At 44.8% G+C, this 21,850-nt stretch carries 13 protein-coding genes and 1 tRNA gene; 11 read left to right on the top strand and 3 right to left on the bottom strand.

Annotated elements, in window-relative coordinates; all coding sequences use genetic code 11:
* Positions 1–2 precede the first annotated feature (2 nt).
* The 11 genes from LPH68_RS09375 (at position 3) to LPH68_RS09325 (ending at position 17,728) form a co-directional block, all read left to right on the top strand.
* A complete protein-coding gene (locus LPH68_RS09375; RefSeq protein ID WP_008642871.1) occupies positions 3–1,754 on the top strand; it encodes a RagB/SusD family nutrient uptake outer membrane protein in 1,752 nt (583 codons plus the stop codon).
* Positions 1,755–1,855: 101 nt separating this feature from the next.
* The gene (locus LPH68_RS09370) at positions 1,856–3,184 is read left to right on the top strand and encodes an MFS transporter (protein ID WP_008998021.1); all 1,329 of its coding nucleotides are present in this window, start codon (positions 1,856–1,858) and stop codon (positions 3,182–3,184) included.
* A gap of 135 nt (positions 3,185–3,319) precedes the next feature.
* A complete protein-coding gene (locus tag LPH68_RS09365) occupies positions 3,320–5,965 on the top strand; it encodes a DNA gyrase/topoisomerase IV subunit A (protein WP_004309592.1) in 2,646 nt (881 codons plus the stop codon).
* Positions 5,965–6,825: a DUF3316 domain-containing protein gene (locus tag LPH68_RS09360; protein WP_008642868.1), complete on the top strand. Its 861-nt coding sequence runs from the start codon at positions 5,965–5,967 to the stop codon at positions 6,823–6,825. Before LPH68_RS09365 ends, LPH68_RS09360 begins: the two co-directional genes overlap by 1 nt.
* A gap of 45 nt (positions 6,826–6,870) precedes the next feature.
* Entirely contained in the window at positions 6,871–7,905 is a 1,035-nt protein-coding gene (locus tag LPH68_RS09355) for a S41 family peptidase (RefSeq protein WP_008649432.1), read from the top strand.
* A 73-nt stretch (positions 7,906–7,978) separates the two neighbouring features.
* Positions 7,979–8,063: transfer RNA gene (locus tag LPH68_RS09350), tRNA-Leu, on the top strand.
* 56 nt (positions 8,064–8,119) lie between these two features.
* A complete protein-coding gene (locus tag LPH68_RS09345) occupies positions 8,120–9,010 on the top strand; it encodes a PfkB family carbohydrate kinase (RefSeq protein ID WP_008642866.1) in 891 nt (296 codons plus the stop codon).
* Positions 9,011–9,191: 181 nt separating this feature from the next.
* A complete protein-coding gene (locus LPH68_RS09340; RefSeq protein ID WP_009039766.1) occupies positions 9,192–12,257 on the top strand; it encodes a TonB-dependent receptor in 3,066 nt (1,021 codons plus the stop codon).
* Between the two features lie 64 nt (positions 12,258–12,321).
* Entirely contained in the window at positions 12,322–13,854 is a 1,533-nt protein-coding gene (locus tag LPH68_RS09335; RefSeq protein ID WP_008024295.1) for a RagB/SusD family nutrient uptake outer membrane protein, read from the top strand.
* 142 nt (positions 13,855–13,996) lie between these two features.
* Positions 13,997–16,306: a beta-glucosidase BglX gene (bglX, locus tag LPH68_RS09330; protein WP_128131413.1), complete on the top strand. Its 2,310-nt coding sequence runs from the start codon at positions 13,997–13,999 to the stop codon at positions 16,304–16,306.
* Positions 16,307–16,354: 48 nt separating this feature from the next.
* Positions 16,355–17,728, top strand: a complete 1,374-nt coding sequence (locus tag LPH68_RS09325; RefSeq protein ID WP_192923103.1) for a glucoamylase family protein — start codon at positions 16,355–16,357, stop codon at positions 17,726–17,728.
* Between the two features lie 27 nt (positions 17,729–17,755).
* On the opposite strand, the gene LPH68_RS09320 is transcribed toward LPH68_RS09325, so the two are convergent.
* From LPH68_RS09320 to LPH68_RS09310, 3 genes are all read right to left on the bottom strand, one after another.
* Complete coding sequence (locus LPH68_RS09320; protein ID WP_128131414.1) at positions 17,756–20,317, bottom strand: outer membrane beta-barrel family protein; 2,562 nt, start codon at positions 20,315–20,317, stop codon at positions 17,756–17,758.
* A 301-nt stretch (positions 20,318–20,618) separates the two neighbouring features.
* Positions 20,619–21,068 carry a hypothetical protein gene (locus LPH68_RS09315; RefSeq protein ID WP_004305184.1) on the bottom strand — a complete coding sequence of 150 codons (450 nt, stop codon included), beginning with the start codon at positions 21,066–21,068 and terminating at the stop codon, positions 20,619–20,621.
* A gap of 539 nt (positions 21,069–21,607) precedes the next feature.
* Positions 21,608–21,850: hypothetical protein (locus LPH68_RS09310; protein ID WP_204902625.1), on the bottom strand; the 243-nt coding region annotated here is incomplete at its 5' end.

The raw sequence follows: 21,850 nt of genomic DNA, 5'->3' as shown, positions 1-21,850 counted from the left end.
GTATGAAAGCTATCAACAAAATAATTATCCTGGGAATGGTGACAACCCTGTTCAGTAGTTGCGACCTGACACTCCTACCGGAAAATGCAGTGACACCGGAGAATTACTTTCAAAATAAATCCGACCTGGAGTTATGGACCAATCAATTTTATACTTTGCTGGATGAACCGGACGCTTCAGCCGGTACAAATGCAGACGATATGATTGACAAAGGCATGGGACAGGTGATTGAAGGTACCCGTTCGGCTGCTAGCGAAACCGGATGGTCATGGAGCAAACTCCGTCACATCAATTATTTTCTGCAACATTCCTCCAATTGTGATGATGAAACCGCCCGCAGCCAATATAACGGTGTGGCACAGTTCTTCAGAGCTTATTTCTATTTCGTAAAGGTACGTCGTTATGGAGACGTGCCCTGGTATGATCAGGTATTAGGTTCGGAAGATCAGGAATTACTGGCTAAAGCCAGAGATTCACGCGAATTTGTGATGGATCGGGTCCTCAAAGATTTCGAAGATGCCGCCACCAGCTTACCAACTAAAAGCACAGACACTCGGAACACAAGAGTCACTAAATGGGCGGCATTGGCATTTGCCAGTCAAGCTGCACTTTATGAAGGGACTTATCGGAAATACCATGGACTGGATAATTATGAGAAATACCTGGAAATTGCAGCAAGCACTGCCCGGCAGTTTATTGACGAAAGCGGCTTCAGCCTGTATAAAGAAGGAACGGAACCTTACAGAGATATGTTCTGTGCCGACAACGCCAAAACCACAGAAGTCGTACTGGCAAGAGCTTATAACTTCGAAGGTTTGCAATTATCACACTCCGTACAATTCAGCATCGCTAACCTGCAAATGGGATTTACCCGCCGGTTTATGAATCACTACCTGATGGCGGACGGAACACGTTTCACTGATAAACAAGGATATGAAACAATGTTTTACACAGACGAGGTGAAAAACCGCGATCCACGCCTGCAACAAACCGTACTTTGTCCGAACTATATCCAAAAAGGAGAAACAACCGTGACCGCCAATGACTTAACTGCTTATTGCGGCTACAGACCTATCAAATTTGTAGGTACCAAAGATCATGACGGAGCCGCTAAAAGTACCTCCGATTGGCCTTTGATGCGAGCAGCGGAAGTCTACCTGAATTATGCCGAAGCCAAAGCCGAACTGGGAACACTCAAACAAGAAGACCTGGATATCTCTATCAATAAAATTCGAGAACGGGCTAAAATGCCGGATCTGAATCTTACGGATGCCAACAGTAACCCTGATCCTTATCTGGCAGCTTGCTATCCGAATGTTGAGCAGGGAACGAATAAGGGCGTCATTCTCGAAATCCGTCGCGAACGTACAATTGAACTAGTAATGGAAGGGTTGAGACAATGGGATTTATTCCGTTGGAAAGAAGGTAAACAAATGTTCAATCATTACGTACCTTACTACGGTATTTATGTTCCCGGAGTAGGAACATACGATATGGATGGTGACGGGAAGCCTGATCTGGAAATCTACGAAACCACAGCGACCTCCCAATGTGATAATAAAAAGAAACTGGATAAGGATATCTATCTCTCCAACGGAACATCCGGTTATATTATCGGATTCCCCAAAGTTACTTATGGCAAAGACTGGAAAGAGGAAAGAGACTACTTATGGCCTATCCCTGCTGACCAGCGCGTACTTACACAAGGCATTCTAACCCAAAATCCGGGTTGGGAAGATGGACTAAGCTACTAACTAACTCTTTATTTATTTCTTCATCAGAAGGTGTATCGGAAGATAATCGATACACCTTCCCATTACTATCGCCTTTCACTAGGCTATCAAATCCTACCACCATGTTAAAACAACTTATCAAATTTTATCACATCAGCACTCCTGCGACTCCTCTTAAAAAAGACAAGAAAAAACTTAAAAGATTGCAGTGGGCTACCTTTCTTTCCGCCACAGCCGGATATGGTATTTATTATGTCTGTCGGCTAAGCCTGAATGTAGTAAAGAAACCGATTGTTGAAGAAGGAATCTTTTCAGAAACAGAGCTCGGTATTATCGGAGCAGTGTTATTTTTCACCTATGCTATCGGAAAATTCACTAACGGATTTCTGGCAGACCGCAGCAATATCAGGCGTTTCATGTCCACCGGACTGCTAATTACAGCCCTGGCAAACTTATGCCTAGGATTCACCCACTCTTTCATTCTATTCGCCATATTATGGGGAATCAGCGGATGGTTTCAGTCAATGGGGGCTGCTTCTTGCGTAGTCGGATTATCCCGTTGGTTTGAAAATAAGAAACGGGGATCGTTCTATGGCTTCTGGTCGGCAAGCCACAACATCGGGGAAGCAATGACTTTCATTATTGTCGCCTCCATTGTCAGTGCTTTAGGATGGAGATACGGTTTCATTGGAGCCGGAAGTATCGGAATAATCGGGGCATTAATCGTCTGGAGATTCTTTCATGATTCTCCGGAAAGTGAAGGGCTGCCTGCCGTCAATCATCCACAAATGCAAAGTGAAACAGGTGATGCTGCCGATTTCAACAAGGCACAACGGCAAGCTCTAATGATGCCCGCAATTTGGATACTTGCCATTTCGAGTGCATTGATGTACGTCAGCCGCTATGCCGTAAACAGCTGGGGAGTCTTCTATCTGGAAACCCAGAAAGGATATTCTACACTGGACGCCAGTTTTATCATTTCTATCGGTTCGGTTTGTGGAATTATCGGTACAATGTTTTCCGGTGTCATCTCCGACAAGTTTTTCAGTGGGCGCAGAAATGCTCCTGCACTCATCTTCGGTCTGATGAATGTAATGGCACTTTGTCTGTTTCTATTAGTTCCGGGTGTCCACTTTTGGGTAGACGCGTTATCCATGGTACTGTTCGGTACTGCGATCGGAGTACTCCTCTGTTTCTTGGGCGGATTGATGGCAGTTGACATTGCTCCCCGGAACGCTTCAGGTGCAGCATTAGGAATCGTAGGTATTGCCAGTTACATCGGGGCAGGTATACAGGATATTATGAGCGGTATTCTCATAGGAGGGCATAAAAGCATTGTCGATGGCAAAGAAATCTATGACTTTTCTTATATCAATATTTTTTGGATCGGAGCCGCATTACTCTCCGTCTTTTTTGCTTTATTGGTATGGAATGTGAAATCAAAGGATTAACAGAACTGTCAGTATCATAAAAAACGTGAGTTCTTTTCGTCCTCATATGAATTTATTTCGTATTTTTGCGTGGACATCCCCTTTTTTGATGTTCAGGAAGATAATTTGTTGTTAAAGCAAAGCGAAGATTGATATATGAGTGACGAAATCAACGAGATAACGGAAGGACATTCAGACTACAAACCGGCGGACACGCGGGACGAAAACGTAAAGCATCAGTTAACAGGCATGTACCAGAATTGGTTTCTGGACTATGCTTCATACGTTATACTGGAACGTGCCGTGCCTCATATCAATGACGGTTTAAAGCCTGTGCAACGACGTATTTTACATTCAATGAAACGTCTGGACGACGGACGGTATAATAAAGTGGCTAACATTGTGGGACACACCATGCAGTTCCACCCTCACGGTGATGCTTCTATCGGAGATGCCCTGGTACAGTTGGGACAGAAAGACCTGTTGATCGATTGTCAGGGTAACTGGGGTAATATCCTCACCGGAGACGGCGCAGCTGCTCCCCGTTATATCGAAGCACGCTTGTCCAAGTTTGCGCTGGATGTTGTCTTCAATCCCAAAACTACCGAATGGAAACTTTCTTATGACGGACGAAACAAGGAACCGGTCACTCTTCCTGTGAAATTCCCGTTATTATTAGCACAGGGAGTGGAAGGTATCGCCGTGGGACTTTCTTCAAAAATTTTACCACACAATTTCAACGAACTTTGTGATGCCTCTATCAGCTATTTACGCGGAGAGGAATTCCAACTATATCCTGATTTCCAGACAGGAGGCTCTATCGATGTAGCCAAATACAACGACGGAGAGCGTGGCGGAGCCGTGAAAGTACGTGCCAAGATCAACAAGATTGATAATAAAACGCTTGCTATCACAGAAATTCCATACGGAAAGACGACTTCGACAGTGATCGACTCTATCCTGAAAGCTGTTGATAAAGGAAAGATCAAAATTCGTAAGGTAGACGACAATACGGCTGCCAACGTAGAAATATTAGTGCACCTCGCACCCGGCACCTCATCAGATAAAACGATTGATGCTCTGTACGCTTTCACTGACTGTGAAGTAAGTATCTCGCCCAACTGCTGTATTATCGATGACAGTAAGCCACATTTCCTCACTGTGAGCAAAGTCCTGAAAAAGTCGGCAGACAATACGATGGATTTGCTGAAGCAGGAGCTGGAAATCAAGAAAGGAGAAATTCTGGAATCCCTGCATTTCTCTTCTCTCGAAAAGATATTTATCGAAGAACGCATCTATAAGGATAAAGAGTTCGAGCAATCCAAAGACATGGATGCAGCCTGTGCACATATCGACGAACGTCTGACACCTTACTATCCGACATTTATCCGTGAAGTTACGAAAGAAGATATTCTCAAGTTGATGGAAATCAAAATGGGGCGTATCCTGAAATTCAACTCAGACAAAGCAGATGAACTGATCGCCAAGATGAAAGAGGAAATTGCCGAGATTGATAACCACCTGGCTCACATCGTGGATTATACCGTCAACTGGTATCAGATGCTGAAGAACAAATACGGCAAGAATTTCCCGCGCCACACGGAATTGCGAAACTTCGACACCATCGAAGCAGCCAAAGTAGTAGAAGCAAACGAGAAACTCTATATCAACCGTGAAGAAGGATTTATCGGAACGACCTTGAAGAAAGATGAGTTCGTAGCCTGCTGTTCGGATATCGACGATGTCATTATCTTCTTCCGTGATGGTAAATATATCGTCACCCCCGTTGCCGATAAGAAATTTGTCGGTAAGAACGTTCTTTATGTCAATGTATTCAAGAAGAACGATAAACGTACAATCTACAACGTAGCCTACCGCGACGGAAAAGAAGGAACGACCTACGTAAAACGTTTCGCCGTAACTTCCGTGGTCCGCGACCGCGAATATGATGTGACACTGGGAACTCCCGATTCACGAATTACCTATTTCAGTGCCAACCCGAACGGAGAAGCCGAAATTATCAAAGTGACATTGAAGCCGAACCCGCGTGTACGCCGCATCATCTTCGAGCATGACTTCAGCGAAGTCAGTATCAAGGGACGCCAGGCACGGGGGATAATTCTCACCCGCTTGCCGGTACACAAAATATCCTTGAAACAGAAAGGCGGCTCTACTCTCGGTGGACGTAAAGTCTGGTTCGACCGTGACATACTTCGCCTCAACTATGATGGACGCGGCGAATACCTGGGAGAATTCCAAAGTGACGACTCCATACTGGTTGTACTGAACAATGGTGATTTCTACACCACCAACTTCGATTTGAGCAATCACTACGAAGACAATGTGAGCATCGTTGAGAAATTCGATCCCCATAAGGTATGGACCGCTGCACTTTATGATGCCGATCAACAGAATTACCCGTACCTGAAACGTTTCTGCTTCGAGGCCTCCAACCGCAAACAGAACTATCTGGGAGAGAATAAGAATAACCGTCTCATCTTGCTGACCGATGAGTACTATCCGCGTCTGGAAGTTATATTTGGCGGACACGACAGCTTCCGTGATCCGTTGGATATCGATGCAGATGAATTCATAGCTGTCAAAGGGTTCAAAGCCAAAGGAAAACGCATCACGACCTATACCGTGGATACGATCAACGAACTTGAACCGACCCGCTTCCCCGAACCTGAACAAGAGCAGCAGGAAAGCCCGGAAGAGGAACCGGAAAATCTGGACCCGGACAGTGATAAGAGCGAAGGCGATATTATTGATGAGATCACCGGGCAGATGAAATTATTCTGATGAAGAAAAAACTAATATATCTGGGGCTGACAGGATGCATCCTGTTCGCCCTTTGCACCAGATTACAAGCGCAGATTGACAGTCTGCAAACCCATCGGTATGTAACACGTGCCACCATGTACGGTGTAGGATTTACCAACGTATTCGACACCTATCTTTCACCGCAGGAATACAAAGGAATTGACTTCCGTATTTCCCGCGAGACGATTCGGATGACTAAGTTATTCGATGGAAATGTGTCTGTGCAGAATTTCTTTCAGGCAGACATCGGTTATACCCATAACCGTGCCGATAACAATAACACCTTCTCCGGATTAGTCAACTGGAATTACGGATTACACTACCAGTTTCGACTGACGGAGAATTTCAAATTATTAGCCGGAGGATTGATAGATGCCAACGGAGGCTTTGTCTATAATCTCCGGAACACCAACAATCCGGCATCCGCACGGGCATACGTCAATTTGGATGCTTCCGGAATGGCTATCTGGCATTTGAAAATCAAACGGTACCCGATGGTATTACGCTATCAAGTCAATCTACCGGTGATGGGAGTAATGTTCTCACCGCACTACGGACAATCTTACTACGAGATATTCTCTCTGGGAAATTCGAGTGGAGTGATAAAGTTCACCTCCCTGCACAACCAGCCTTCACTGCGGCAGATGCTCTCGGTCGACTTACCGATAGGATATACAAAAATGCGATTCAGCTATCTGGCTGATTTGCAACAATCCAATGTAAACAATATCAAGACACATACCTACTCGCACGTATTCATGGTAGGATTTGTGAAAGACCTATACCGTATCCGAAACAAAAAAGGAACAGCTTTGCCTTCATCGGTCAGAGCCTACTAAGAGAACAAAATTTAATGTTGAAACTTCAAGTGAGATCAATTAAGAATGAGAAATAAGATTAGACAAATGCTTTGGCTGCTCTGCTGTCTTCCGGTATTGACCGGTTGCATCGGAGAAGAAGACTACGCCAATGATCCTGTAGGAAACTTCGAACAACTATGGAAGATCATCGACGAACAGTATTGTTTTCTGGAAGCAAAAGGTATTGACTGGGATGCCGTTCACGACAAATATAGCCCACTGATTATTCCGACAATGTCTAATGACGACCTGTTCGACATCCTAAGCCAGATGCTATACATTTTAAAAGACGGACATGTCAATCTATCCTCTGCCAAACGTACTTCTTTCTACGATGAATGGTATCAGGGTTACGACTGGAACTACCGGGAAGATATTCTCTATCAAACTTATCTGGGCAGTGCCAGCACAGGATACTATACATCCGCCGGTTTAAAGTATAAAATATTCGATAATAATATAGGATATATTCGTTATGAAAGTTTCAGTTCCGGAGTGGGCGATGGCAACTTGGATGAAGTTCTCCTCTACCTGGCCACCTGCAACGGATTAATCATCGATGTACGTGATAACGGAGGCGGAAACCTGACCAACTCCACCCGCATTGCCGCCCGGTTTACCAACGAGAAAACACTTACCGGATATATACAGCACAAAACCGGACCGGGACATAATGATTTCTCCAAGATGGAGCCGATCTATCTGGAACCATCCAACAGCATCCGGTGGCAGAAGAAAGTAATCATTCTGACCAATCGTCGTTGTTATAGTGCCACCAATGATTTTGTGAATGCGATGCGCAGCTTAAACAAGGACAACGAAGAGAAAAGAATCATCCAGTTAGGTGACTGGACCGGAGGTGGTTCGGGACTTCCCTTCTCATCGGAATTACCTAATGGATGGAGCGTCCGTTTCTCCGCCAGTCCGCATTTCGACAAAAACAAGCAACCCTTGGAAGAAGGTATTGAGCCGGACATTGCCATCAATATGTCTGAATCAGATCAACTTAAGCACAAAGACACTCTGATTGAAAAAGCATTCGAAATCTTAAGTGAATAACTTTATTGTCGAATTATTTGCCAAATCAGAAAATCTTCCTATCTTTGCACCGCTAAACAAAAAAGCTACACATGCGGATGTGGCGTAATTGGTAGCCGCGCCAGACTTAGGATCTGGTGCCGTGAGGCGTGTAGGTTCGAGTCCTATCATCCGCACCAAAAATAAACTATAAGCCTTCAAGATACTATCTTGGAGGCTTTTTAATTAGTTAAACATGAATAAACATCAACTTTGCTGCATCGGTCACATCACATTAGACAAAGTAGTCACTCCTCAAAACACTGTCTACATGCCGGGAGGAACAGCTTTTTATTGCTCACATGCCATCCGCCATTTTAATGATATCGATTATGCGCTGGTAACGGCAGTAGGTGCCACTGAAATGAAAGTTGTAGAGCAGCTGCGCAAAGTGGGTATTAACGTAACTGCCTTACCGAGCAAACACTCCGTATACTTCGAGAACATCTATGGAGCCAATCCGGACGACCGTACCCAACGGGTATTAGCGAAAGCCGATCCGTTCACAGCCAGTCAGTTGAAAGAGATAGATGCGCAAATCTACCATCTCGGCTCTCTGCTGGCTGACGACTTCTCATTGGAAGTAATCAAAGAACTATCTCAAAAAGGGTTGATTGCAGTAGACTCACAAGGCTATTTACGTGAAGTGCGTGACACCCACGTCTATCCGGTGGACTGGACAGATAAGAGAGAAGCCTTGCAATATATTCATTTCCTCAAAGTCAACGAGCATGAAATGGAAGTACTGACCGGTCTTTCCGACCCGCATGAAGCTGCCCGCCAATTATATGAATGGGGAGTGAAAGAAGTATTAGTCACATTAGGCGGCATGGGCTCACTTATCTTCGACGGAAAAGACTTCTATCGTATTCCGGCTTATAAGCCCAGAGAAGTGGTAGACGCAACGGGATGTGGAGACACGTATACCATCGGCTATTTATATCAACGGGTATCAGGTGCCGGCATCGAAGAAGCCGGTCGTTTTGCAGCCGCCATGTCTACATTAAAAATAGAGAAATCAGGTCCTTTCAATGGCAGCAAAGAAGACGTCATTCAATGTATGACCACTGCGGAACAAATGTTTTAAAACAGGAAAGGCATGAACCACACCGGTTCATGTCTGAACTTTTTCAACAGTCTCCTCACCCTTTTGTGTTAAAAACAAGCATCCTCTCTTTTTTCCCAAATCTTTTTTGAATTTCGTTTGTTTCCTTTGTTACTCTCGCCAAAAGACGGCAGAAAAAAGACTTCAACCTAAATAATAACAAATGGAAAAATTTAATGCAATGAGGACTAGACTTTTACAACATCTTCAGAAAAAAGCCATCAGGTCAAAGAGCATCATGACGCTTGTTTGCCTGCTACTGGCCTCTGCATCAGCCTTTGCACAGACAAAGACGGTGACAGGAACAGTGACGGACGCTGCCAATGAACCATTGATCGGCGCATCGGTACTCGTACAAGGAACTTCCACCGGAACCATCACGGACATGGACGGTAAATATTCAATCTCTGTCACTCCGGAGGACGTACTGGCATTTTCATACGTGGGGATGACTTCGCAAACCATTAAAGTGGGGACACAGAACGTCATCAATGTCACTTTAAAAGAAGATTCACAAGTACTAGCCGAAACAGTCGTTATCGGATACGGTAGTGCAAAGAAAAGAGACTTGACAGGTTCTATCACCAATATCAAAGGAGAAGAGTTAGCCAACAAACCGGCAATGAATCCGCTGTCTTCCCTTCAGGGGAAAGTGGCAGGTGTGCAGATTGTAAACTCCGGACGAGCCGGATCGGACCCGGAAATCCGTATTCGCGGAACAAACTCCATCAACGGATATAAACCGCTGTACATTGTCGACGGATTATTCAATGACAACATCAATTTCCTGAATCCGGAGGACATCGAATCCATGGAAATCCTGAAAGACCCGTCATCTCTGGCTATCTTCGGTGTTCGCGGTGCGAATGGTGTTATCATCATTACCACAAAGAAAGCCAAAGAGGGACAGACACTAGTCAATATTAATACTTCTTTCGGTTTCAAGAAAGTGGTAGATAAAGTGAAACTGGTGAATGGTTCACAATTCAAGGAACTATATAACGAACAGCTTGCCAATCAGAAAGATGACCCTTTCGATTATACCGGCTGGGATGCCAATACCGACTGGCAAGACGAAATTTTCCAGACTGCTTTCATTACAAACAATAACATCAGTATTACAGGGGCTTCGCCCAAACATAGTTTCTATCTGGGTGTAGGCTACTCTTACGAACAAGGCAACATCGAGCATGAGAAATTCAGTAAGGTAACCATCAACGCAAGTAATGATTATAAGATTACGGACTTTTTGAAAGTCGGTTTCCAATTCAACGGTGCACGTATGCTTCCTGCTGATTCCAAACAGGTATTGAATGCCCTGCGTGCAACTCCTATCGCTCCGGTGTATAACAACGAATACGGATTATATACGGCTCTGCCCGAATTCCAGAAAGCGCAGATTAGCAACCCGATGGTAGACGTCGAATTGAAAGCGAATACTACCAAAGCGGAGAACTACCGGGCATCCGGTAATATTTATGGTGAAGTAGACTTCCTGAAACATTTCACGTTCAAAGCAATGTTCTCCATGGATTATGCGTCGAACAACGGACGGACGTATACACCGATCGTAAAAGTATACGATGCCGCTGTCAACGGAGGGATCTCTACTTTGGGAACAGGCAAGACCGAGGTCAGCCAGTTTAAAGAGAATGAAACAAAAGTTCAGAGCGACTACCTGTTGACATACACCAACAGCTTTGATAATGGAAATCATAACCTGACAGCTACCGCCGGTTTTACTACCTATTATAATTCGTTGAGCCGATTGGACGGAGCACGCAAGCAGGGGGTCGGACTGGTTATTCCGGATAATCCGGACAAATGGTTTGTCAGCATCGGCGATGCGGCTACCGCTACCAATGGAAGTACTCAATGGGAACGCAGTACATTATCCGTACTTGCACGTGTGATCTACAACTATAAAGGTAAATATCTGTTCAACGGATCTTTCCGCCGGGATGGTTCTTCCGCTTTCTCCTACACAGGCAATGAATGGCAGAACTTCTTCTCACTGGGTGGAGGTTGGTTGATGTCCGAAGAAGAATTTATGAAAGACATCAAATGGCTGGATATGTTGAAAATCAAAGCATCTTACGGTACGTTAGGAAACCAGAACCTGGATAAAGCCTATCCTGCCGAACCCTTATTGACCAATGCTTATTCGGCCGTATTCGGTAAACCGTCCATCATTTATCCCGGATACCAGCTTGCCTATCTTCCTAATCCTAACCTGCGTTGGGAAAAAGTAGAAGCCTGGGAAGCCGGATTTGAAACGAACCTACTTCGCAACCGCTTGCATTTTGAGGGTGTTTACTATAAGAAGAACACCAAAGATTTGTTAGCCGAAGTTCCCGGAATTTCCGGAACTATCCCCGGTATCGGAAACTTGGGAGAGATCCAGAATAAAGGAGTGGAAATGGCTGTAACCTGGCGCGATCAGATTGGTGATTGGGGATATTCCGTCAGTGCCAACCTGACTACTATCAAGAATGAGGTAAAAAGTCTTGTTCAGGAAGGATACTCCATCATTGCCGGAGATAAGCAGCAAAGTTACACAATGGCAGGTTATCCTATCGGATATTTCTATGGTTATAAAGTGGCAGGCGTTTATCAGTCACAAGCAGATATTGACGCATCACCCCAAAATACATTGGCTACCGTTACCCCCGGTGACCTGAAATTCGCCGATGTGAACGGTGACGGAGAAATCACCCCGGAAGACCGTACCATGATAGGCAACCCGACTCCAAAGGTAACTTACGGTTTCTCTCTTGGAGTAGACTACAAGAATTGGTCGTTAGGCATCGACATGATGGGACAAGGCGGAAACAAGATTTTCCGTACATGGGATAACTACAATTTTGCCCAGTTCAACTACCTGGAACAACGTTTGGACCGCTGGCACGGAGAAGGTACGTCCAACACCCAACCGTTGCTGAACACCAAACATTCTATCAATAACTTGAATTCCGACTATTACATTGAGAACGGTAGTTTCTTCCGTATCCGCAACGTACAGTTAGCGTATACGTTCGACAAGAGCTTAATTGCCAAAATACGTCTGCAAGCCCTGAAAGTCTATGTCAACATACAGAACCTGAAGACATGGAAACATAATACCGGATATACTCCCGAACTTGGAGGAACCGCCACCGCATTCGGAGTAGATAACGGCAGTTATCCTGTACCTGCAGTCTATACCTTCGGTATCAACCTAACATTCTAGTGGCAAGGTGCCACTGCCAGTTTTCCATGCGGAACACAACTTTAATCTTTAAAACTATCATTATATGAAACTGAATAAATATATATTTGCAGCCCTTATTACTTCAACTACATTATTTCTAGGCAGCTGTAGTGACTTTCTGGATCGTAGTCCACAAGGACAGTTTACGGAAGATGATAATCCGAACGCTCTGGTCAACGGTAAGATTTATAATGTCTATACGATGATGCGTAACTATAATGTGACAGCCGGCCCTCCTGCTTTTGCCATCCACTGTTTCCGTTCGGAAGATTCGGAAAAAGGAAGTATTGCCAGCGATGGCTCTGATGTAGCCGAAATGTATGATGATTTTGTGTATACACCGACCAACGGCCTACTGGGTGCTTATTGGGGACAGAATTATGCCATCATCTACCAATGTAATGAGATTCTTGATGCCATTGCAGAAAAAGAAACAGCCGGACAAACAGAAACTGAAGACATCATCAATAAGGGAGAAGCCTCTTTCTTCCGCGCTTATTGCTACTTCAATCTGGTAAGAGCTTTCGGCGAAGTTCCTTTGGTGACTTACAAAATCAACGACGCTTCGGAAGCCAATATCCCGAAGACAACCGCTGATAAAATCTATGAGCAGATTGACAAAGACCTGAAAACAGCAGAAGAGTCATTGCCGGAAACATGGAGCAGCGAATACACCGGACGACTGACTTGGGGAGCTGCCCGTTCCTTACACGCGCGTACTTATATGATGCGCAACGACTGGAACAATATGTACACAGCCTCCACCGATGTCATCAAAAAGGGGCTCTACAACTTAAAGACTCCGTATAATGAGATTTTCACGGATGATGGTGAAAATAACGGAGGTTCTATATTCGAGTTGCAATGTACAGCTACTGCCGCTCTTCCTCAAAGTACCGTTATCGGTAGCCAGTTCTGTGAAGTACAAGGTGTACGCGGAGCAGGTCAATGGGACTTGGGATGGGGATGGCACATGGCAACAGAGTATATGGCGCAAGCATACGAACAGGGTGATCCACGCAAAAACTCTACCCTACTCTACTTCCGCCACTCGGACAGCGATCCTATCACACCGGAAAACACCAACGAACCATACGGCGAGTCTCCGGTTTCCCCGGCAATGGGTGCTTATTTCAATAAGAAAGCCTATACCGACCCGGCATTGCGTAAAGAATATACCAACAAAGGATTCTGGGTAAACATTCGTCTGATCCGCTACGCAGATGTACTGCTGATGGGAGCCGAATCAGCTAATGAAAAAGGTATTCCGGGTGAAGCAATCGACTATTTGGAACAAGTACGCGCACGCGCCAGAGGCACCAACAGCAATATATTGCCTAAAGTGACGACTACCGATCAGGGAGAATTGCGTGAGGCCATCCGCCACGAACGCCGTGTGGAATTAGGGTTGGAATTCGACCGTTTCTATGACCTCGTTCGTTGGGGCATTGCAAAAGAAGTGTTGCACGCAGCCGGTAAAACCAATTATCAGGACAAAAACGCACTGCTTCCACTGCCGCAGACAGAGATCGACAAGTCTAAGGGAGTGTTAGTACAGAACCCCGACTACCAATAAGAAAGTTCCTCGGTGCCGAACGGTTGTTTCCTCGGTGCCGAAACTACTGTTCCTCGGTGTCGAACAATGTCCTCCTCGGTGCCGAACATTCAACGCATCAGGAGGACTTTATATGAATAGAGATAAAATTAACTATAATAATATGATATACAAAAAGTTAAGTCTATCCGTCCTGTTGTTTGCCGCAGGTTTTCTAACCGCGTCGGCACAAAAGTCGCCACAGGATATGGATCGTTTCATCGACGTATTGATGAATAAAATGACGCTGGAAGAAAAAATCGGACAGTTAAACCTTCCCGTCACCGGAGAGATCACTACGGGACAAGCTAAAAGCAGCGACATTGCCGCAAAAATCAAGAAAGGCGAAGTGGGAGGATTGTTCAATCTGAAAGGAGTAGAGAAAATACGTGAAGTACAGAAACAAGCTGTGGAAGATTCACGGCTGGGCATTCCGTTATTGTTCGGGATGGACGTTATTCACGGGTACGAAACGATGTTCCCTATCCCGCTCGGTTTGTCTTGCACCTGGGACATGACAGCCATTGAAGAGTCTGCCCGCATTGCAGCCGTAGAGGCAAGTGCTGATGGAATCTCATGGACTTTCAGCCCGATGGTGGATATTTCACGTGACCCTCGTTGGGGACGCGTATCCGAAGGTAGTGGCGAAGACCCGTTTCTCGGTGCCATGATTGCCGAAGCAATGGTGCGCGGCTATCAGGGGAAAAACATGGAACGGAATGACGAAATCATGGCCTGCGTAAAACACTTTGCGTTATATGGGGCAGGCGAAGCCGGCCGCGACTATAACACCGTGGATATGAGCCGCCAACGAATGTTCAATGATTATATGCTGCCGTATGAAGCAGCCGTTGAAGCGGGTGTAGGCAGCGTGATGGCTTCTTTTAATGAAGTAGACGGTATTCCGGCCACTGCCAATAAATGGCTGATGACGGATATTCTCCGCGGACAGTGGGGATTCAACGGTTTTGTGGTAACTGATTATACGGGCATTTCAGAAATGATCGACCACGGTATCGGTGATCTTCAGACAGTATCCGCCCGTGCCATCAACGCCGGAGTGGATATGGACATGGTAAGCGAGGGTTTTGTAGGGACACTGAAGAAATCCGTTCAGGAAGGAAAAGTCTCTATGGAAACATTGAATACGGCTTGCCGTCGTATTCTGGAAGCCAAATATAAACTGGGATTGTTTGATAATCCTTATAAATATTGCGATCCGAAACGTCCGGCACGCGACATCTTTACCAAAGCCCATCGTGATGCAGCCCGCAGAATTGCAGCAGAAAGTTTCGTTCTTCTAAAGAATGACAGTCCCGACGGTAATCCGAACGGAAATCCGTTGTTGCCTTTCAACCCTAAAGGAAATATTGCAGTAATCGGTCCGTTGGCAAACAGCCGTAGCAATATGCCGGGTACATGGAGCGTAGCAGCTGTGCTCGACCGTTGCCCTTCTTTGGTAGAAGGATTGAAAGAGATGACAGCCGGAAAAGCGAATATCATGTACGCTAAAGGAAGCAACCTGATTAGTGATGCAAGTTACGAAGAACGGGCAACGATGTTCGGCCGTTCCCTGAACCGTGACAACCGCACCGACCAGCAGTTACTGGACGAAGCATTGAACGTAGCCCGTCGGTCGGATATCATCATCGCAGCGCTAGGCGAATCTTCTGAAATGAGCGGTGAAAGCAGCAGTCGTACAGACTTGAATATTCCCGACGTACAACAGAATCTGTTGAAAGAGCTTTTAAAGACAGGCAAACCGGTGGTACTGGTGTTATTCACCGGACGTCCGCTTACGCTGAATTGGGAACAGGAGTATGTGCCTGCTATTCTGAATGTATGGTTCGGAGGTAGTGAAGCCGCTTACGCCATTGGTGACGCCCTCTTCGGTTACGTCAATCCGAGTGGAAAACTGACCATGACTTTCCCGAAGAATGTCGGCCAGATACCACTTTATTATGCGCACAAAAATACCGGACGCCCATTGAAAGATGGCAAATGGTTCGAGAAATTCCGCAGCAACTATCTCGATGTGGATAATGATCCGCTTTATCCGTTCGGTTACGGCCTTTCTTATACGACATTCTCTTACAGTGACATCGACTTGAGTCATTCTTCCATGGACATGAACGGTTCGTTGACCGCGGCAGTGGAGGTTACCAATACCGGAACATGGCCCGGCTCGGAAGTGGTACAGCTTTATATCCGCGACGTTGTGGGTAGCAGTACCCGTCCCGTCAAAGAGCTGAAAGGTTTCCAAAAGATATTCCTCGAACCGGGAGAAATGAAGATTGTCCGTTTCAAGATTGCTCCGGAAATGCTTCGATACTATAATTATGACTTGCAACTGGTTGCCGAACCGGGCGACTTTGAAGTGATGATCGGTACGAACAGCCGTGATGTGAAAACCGCGAAGTTCACGTTAAACTAAACTTTTATCACCTTGATTATGAACGATAAATATAAAAGAATAATAGAAATGAGTGCACTTCCGCTCATGTTACTATTTCTATCCGCCGTTGCCCTGACTTTCCAGAGCTGTAAAGGGAAAAGCAAAAGCAACAACCTTTCCGCAGCCACCGACTCGTTATCGGACGACGCCCTGATGGATACCGTCCAGCGACGGACTTTCCTTTATTTCTGGGAAGGTGCCGAGCCGAATAGCGGCTTAGCTCCCGAACGTTATCATGTAGACGGCGTTTATCCAGAAAACGATGCCAACGTAGTCACTTCCGGCGGCAGCGGCTTCGGCATCATGGCTATCCTTGCGGGAATCGACCGCGGTTACGTCACCCGCGAAGAGGGACTGGCACGAATGGAACGCATCGTTTCTTTCCTCGAAAAGGCAGACCGTTTCCACGGAGCCTACCCTCATTGGTGGTATGGTGATACGGGCAAGGTGAAACCATTCGGCCAGAAAGATAATGGGGGCGATCTGGTAGAGACCGCTTTCCTCATCCAAGGACTGCTGGCCGTACACCAATATTACGTCAACGGAAACGAGAAAGAGAAAGCCCTCGCCCAACGTATCGACCAGATTTGGCGGGATGTCGACTGGAACTGGTATCGGCAAGGCGGGCAAAACGTTCTTTACTGGCATTGGAGTCCAACGTATGGCTGGGAAATGAATTTCCCTGTACACGGCTACAACGAATGTATGATTATGTATATTCTTGCCGCCGCTTCTCCTACACACGGAGTACCTGCGGCTGTCTATCATGACGGTTGGGCACAGAACGGAGCCATCGTTTCTCCGCATAAAGTGGAAGGAATCGAGTTGCACCTCTGCTATCAGGGCACCGAAGCCGGACCGCTTTTCTGGGCTCAATACTCTTTTCTCGGACTTGATCCGGTGGGACTGAAAGATGAATACTGCCCCAGCTACTTCCACGAAATGCGCAACCTGACACTGGTGAACCGTGCTTACTGCATCCGCAACCCTAAACATTACAAAGGTTTCGGACCGGATTGTTGGGGACTGACCGCCAGCTACTCCGTCGATGGATATGCGGCTCATTCGCCCAATGAGCAGGAGGACAAAGGAGTGATCTCCCCTACCGCCGCACTTTCATCCATTGTCTATACACCGGAATATTCCATGCAGGTAATGCGCCATCTGTATGGTATGGGAGATAAAGTGTTCGGTCCTTTCGGATTCTACGATGCTTTCAGCGAAACGGACAATTGGTATCCGCAACGTTATCTGGCTATCGACCAAGGTCCTATTGCTGTCATGATCGAAAACTACCGGACCGGATTATTGTGGAAACTCTTCATGAGCCATCCCGACGTACAGGCCGGATTAACCAAACTTGGTTTTAACACCAACAAGCAAGACGTGAGACAGAAATAAGAGGAAATCTCGGTGTGCGGAAGTGGTCTACTGACCACCTCCACCACCGGTGTTTCCACCTCCTCCGCCGCCACCTTTCACATCGTCATTGTCGATGCTTCGTGCGGCTTTCTTCACACTGGCTTTCAACTCTCCAAGCCGATAGCTGATACTGAAACCGTAATACCGGCTCGGATATTTGCTCGAACTCTTCGAAATAAAGTTAGCTCCTTCTGTATGGTTATTGTAAGTTCTGTATTTCTCCAGAACATTGCTACAATAAATATTCAAAGAAAGACGTTCTTCTTTCAGGAAAGAACGGCTCAATCCCAAACTATAATAACTATATCCTGAACCTTTTCCCTGCAAACTGATTCGGGGTGTGCTACCTCCGCCATTCAGGCTCAAACGTACTTTTCCCGGTAAGGTCTGCTGAATTCCTCCATAAGCAGAAGCATTCCATCCATAATTGTGCAGCTCTTGGGCAGGACTCCGCAAATCGCTATAATTGCCACGTCCATTGACGTAAATTCTCGTTTTAGGAGAAGCGTTCCAGTTCAAATAAAAGTTCAATCCTGTTTCCCGGCTCTTTCCGATATTACCGTATGTGCTATACAGTGCACCGTAGGGAGCTTTATGCCCACCTTCAAAGATTTCTCCGTCTTTATCAGTAATCAAGCGACTGATTCTTTCAATTCCATTGTTATTGAAAGAATGACGCAAAGAAAGATTGATGTTGAACTTGGACGTAAAACTGCTGTAAGACAAGTCGAACGAATGACTCTTCTCACTCTTCAGGTTCGGATTTCCCTGATTGATAAACATCGGATTCTGATTATCGAAATAAGGATTCAAATTCCAGATACCCGGACGCCAGATACGCATATTATATCCACCACGCAAATTCTGCGTCTTTCCTAGTTTTATTCCCAACGAAACGGAAGGAACCAGATCACTAAAATTCGAATCAAAATTCTCGCCCGGACCCACCAGATACTTCACCTCTTGTATGGTTTGCTCATAACGTAATCCCGGTTTGAAAGTAAATCCCTTGTATTTCAGCGTATATCCGGCATAAGCAGAGAGAATATGATTCAAATGACGGTACTCGCTACTACGATTCTCATTATATGCATAGTTTTCACTTGCTCCCTCGGCTTCATAAAACCGATTATCACTGGAGTTACGTCGGAAAATATATTTGGCACCGGTTTCAATTGTATGCAGCTTTCCAATCGGAGTAGTATAGTCCACCTGGAAAGTCTGCTCCATCGTATTTGTCTTTCCGTCCGAATGGAAATTCTTTAATGACAATTCTTTGATGATATCCAGTTTATTCTCATCAGGCTCGATATCCAGATAAGTATTATATGAATCATTCGTTTGGGGTTGGGAATTGATTTTATAAGAAAGCGTAATCATTCGTTCTTTATTCTTTCGGGAAGTACGCTGATAGTCTATATTTCCGTTGATAGAATACCATGACCCTTTTCCATGATTGTCGGTTCTATAACGGTACGCAAAATCCTGTCGGTCAGCTCCGTGCATAATCGTATTTCCGCCACTGTTACTTTTGTCACTGCTACCGTACATTCCGAAAGCCACGGTCAGCAGCCTCAACGTATCAATCTCGTAACTGGCTTCCAAATTGCCATACTGGAAATTCCCTTTCGACTTGGAGCTACTTTCCGATTCCAGATATTTTTCATTCTCTTTATCCGGTTCGTAGTTTTCGCGATAACTATCGGAATAGCTGCGCGGGCTATTATTATAATTGTAGTTATAGTTGGCAGAAACAGTCAGTTTACCTTGTTTCACCATTGCGTAAGTGCCGGCACCTACTCCGTTATTATTAGCATTTCCTCTGAAAGTAGCCGTGTAGCCTTCAAATCCGGAACCTACTGTGACGATATTCAGAATACCTCCGATACCTTCCGCATCATATTTAGCTCCCGGTGAAGTTATCACCTCAATATATTTGATTGTGTTTGCCGGCATACTTTTCAGTACTTCCTTCGGATTATTGCTCATCATATTATTGGGCTTTCCATTCACATGTATCTTGAAACTGCTACTGCCGTTCACCTGTACATTGTCTTCTCCATCCACCGTTACCAAAGGCACTTTCCGAAGCATCTCCAATATACTGTTTGATTTTGAGTCCGGGTCATCTTCAATATTATATTCAATCTTATCCACATCTACCTTTACCAAAGGTTTTTGTGCAACTACCTCCACTCCTTTCAATACGTTATTGGCCTCTGAAGAAATCATTGTACCCAAATCAACCTCCTTCACGGACGGTTTTAGAGTAAATTCCTTTACTATCGGCGCTTTACCAATCGAAGAAATAGTGATGATGTAATTGCCCGCAGCGACATTCAGTTTCTCCTGAAATTTACCATTCGCCCCAGTCACCGCCATCTTGACTGCTTTATCCGGAGCATTTTTCTTTGCTATTTTGATGGTAGCATACGGTTCTCCCTCTTGTGTTAAAGAATCAATAAGTACTCCTTTGACTGTATAAGAAGGAGCTGTGGATTTTTGTGCCCACCCCGCCACGGAGGTAGCGAATACGAATAGAATTAGTAGTAACAGTCTGTGTTTCATGACTAGAAATATATTAGTTTATGTTTATTAAACGCAAGACATTCAAAAATGCTGCAAATTCGAGAGCCAAAAGTAGTTGGTTTATCTACACTTACGAATTTTTCGGAGTTAAGAATATAAAACGAATGGATAAAAAATCTTACTACAGTATATTTCTAGTATTTTTAAACATTTCTATTTAGGGATATCTTTAAATATATCTATTCATGGGCATCTTTAAATTTTCTATTCAAGAGTACTTTTAGACATTTCCGCTCAACGGTATCGGTTATTCCTTATTTAAAAGGAGATAGAATGGTATTTACCGTCGTATCAACCATATCAGCCGCCTTAAGTGAGCGCAGATTCTTCCAACCCAGCAGGTACTAAAGTTCTCTTCATATTTCGTGAACACTTTCTCACAATCCCGGAGCCGGCTGTTTTGCCTTTTCATAGCTGTTTGTATCTCTTTCATTCGAGCTATTTGCTCTCTTTGATACAAGAGTTCTTTGTCTTGACAGCCAATAATTTCAGCATATAAGTTACAGATATTTGCTTTTTCAATACATAGGTCTTCCAATGTGTCGATATACTCGGCTGTAACTCGATCCTTATTCTGATGCAGGAATCCGATAAGGCTTTCTTCATCAACAGTGGTGATACCTTTCTCATACGACATTGGGAATCTTTTCATATCCGCCCAAAGCCAGATTACTTCTTTGTTGATTCCATACTTGGCCGCCGCTTCTTCTACGCTAATCCATTTTGGCATAATGCTTTTGTTTTAATGTGTTCCACAATAAAAATGGAGTATTATTTTGTTTATGTGGCACAACGGACATCCACGTTTTCTGTATTTCGGGCGGACGGGGAATTGTTTAGGTTAGACTTTTAGGGGTAATCATAACCGACCGGACACAAAAAAGACGTGAATGCTGTTGCACCATTATCCGGAATCAAGGCCTAGCGAAACCCTCCCAAAAGATAATAATGACAACAGACACCCACGTCAATCGTTTATATATAACACATCTTTTACGGATATGTTGATATAAGCCGTTAACGTGGAACATCTGTCGCATCATCTCTCCTTGGTTTAAATCGCTAGATTCTGATTCCGAGAGATAACACTTACATATTCCTAATTTAAGTAATATATAGCGCCTCCCGCTAATTTCATCACGCTGATGAGCAGAAAGCGTGTGACAAAGATATACATATTTTTTTAAATGTGGTGGAAATATGGAAATAAATGCTGGAAGTTATGTATATTCAGCAAGCCAGCTCAATTATAATTCTTGGGGATTTGGTTCAGGACAGCCATATCCCTAAAAATTGATTCATTCCCGTACGGGTTTGGCTCATTCTCTGTACGGTTTTGAATAAAATAATGGAGTATTCTGGAAACGTTGTGGTAAATCTGAAAAAGATGATTGAGTTTTTAAGATTCCCCGTTATCTTTTTATTATAAGATATGGGTCCAGGGTGAGGGGTGGTGAGGGTAGATTTATAACTTTCGTATTTTTTTTTGAGGATAAAAAAGGAGATAGTATA

The organism is Bacteroides sp. 1_1_30, from assembly GCF_020982715.1.
GTDB lineage: Bacteria > Bacteroidota > Bacteroidia > Bacteroidales > Bacteroidaceae > Bacteroides > Bacteroides xylanisolvens.
This window is presented reverse-complemented; position numbering and strand designations above follow the sequence as displayed.

Bases quoted from the DNA above. Each gene is read 5' to 3' on its own strand.
- LPH68_RS09325 (WP_192923103.1), top strand. From the start codon at position 16,355: ATGAGTGCACTTCCGCTCATGTTACTATTTCTATCCGCCGTTGCCCTG.
- LPH68_RS09335 (WP_008024295.1), top strand. From the start codon at position 12,322: ATGAAACTGAATAAATATATATTTGCAGCCCTTATTACTTCAACTACA.
- LPH68_RS09360 (WP_008642868.1), top strand. From the start codon at position 5,965: ATGAAGAAAAAACTAATATATCTGGGGCTGACAGGATGCATCCTGTTC.
- LPH68_RS09375 (WP_008642871.1), top strand. From the start codon at position 3: ATGAAAGCTATCAACAAAATAATTATCCTGGGAATGGTGACAACCCTG.
- LPH68_RS09320 (WP_128131414.1), bottom strand. From the start codon at position 20,317: ATGAAACACAGACTGTTACTACTAATTCTATTCGTATTCGCTACCTCC.
- LPH68_RS09340 (WP_009039766.1), top strand. From the start codon at position 9,192: ATGGAAAAATTTAATGCAATGAGGACTAGACTTTTACAACATCTTCAG.
- LPH68_RS09345 (WP_008642866.1), top strand. From the start codon at position 8,120: ATGAATAAACATCAACTTTGCTGCATCGGTCACATCACATTAGACAAA.
- bglX (WP_128131413.1), top strand. From the start codon at position 13,997: ATGATATACAAAAAGTTAAGTCTATCCGTCCTGTTGTTTGCCGCAGGT.
- LPH68_RS09370 (WP_008998021.1), top strand. From the start codon at position 1,856: ATGTTAAAACAACTTATCAAATTTTATCACATCAGCACTCCTGCGACT.
- LPH68_RS09365 (WP_004309592.1), top strand. From the start codon at position 3,320: ATGAGTGACGAAATCAACGAGATAACGGAAGGACATTCAGACTACAAA.
- LPH68_RS09315 (WP_004305184.1), bottom strand. From the start codon at position 21,068: ATGCCAAAATGGATTAGCGTAGAAGAAGCGGCGGCCAAGTATGGAATC.
- LPH68_RS09355 (WP_008649432.1), top strand. From the start codon at position 6,871: ATGAGAAATAAGATTAGACAAATGCTTTGGCTGCTCTGCTGTCTTCCG.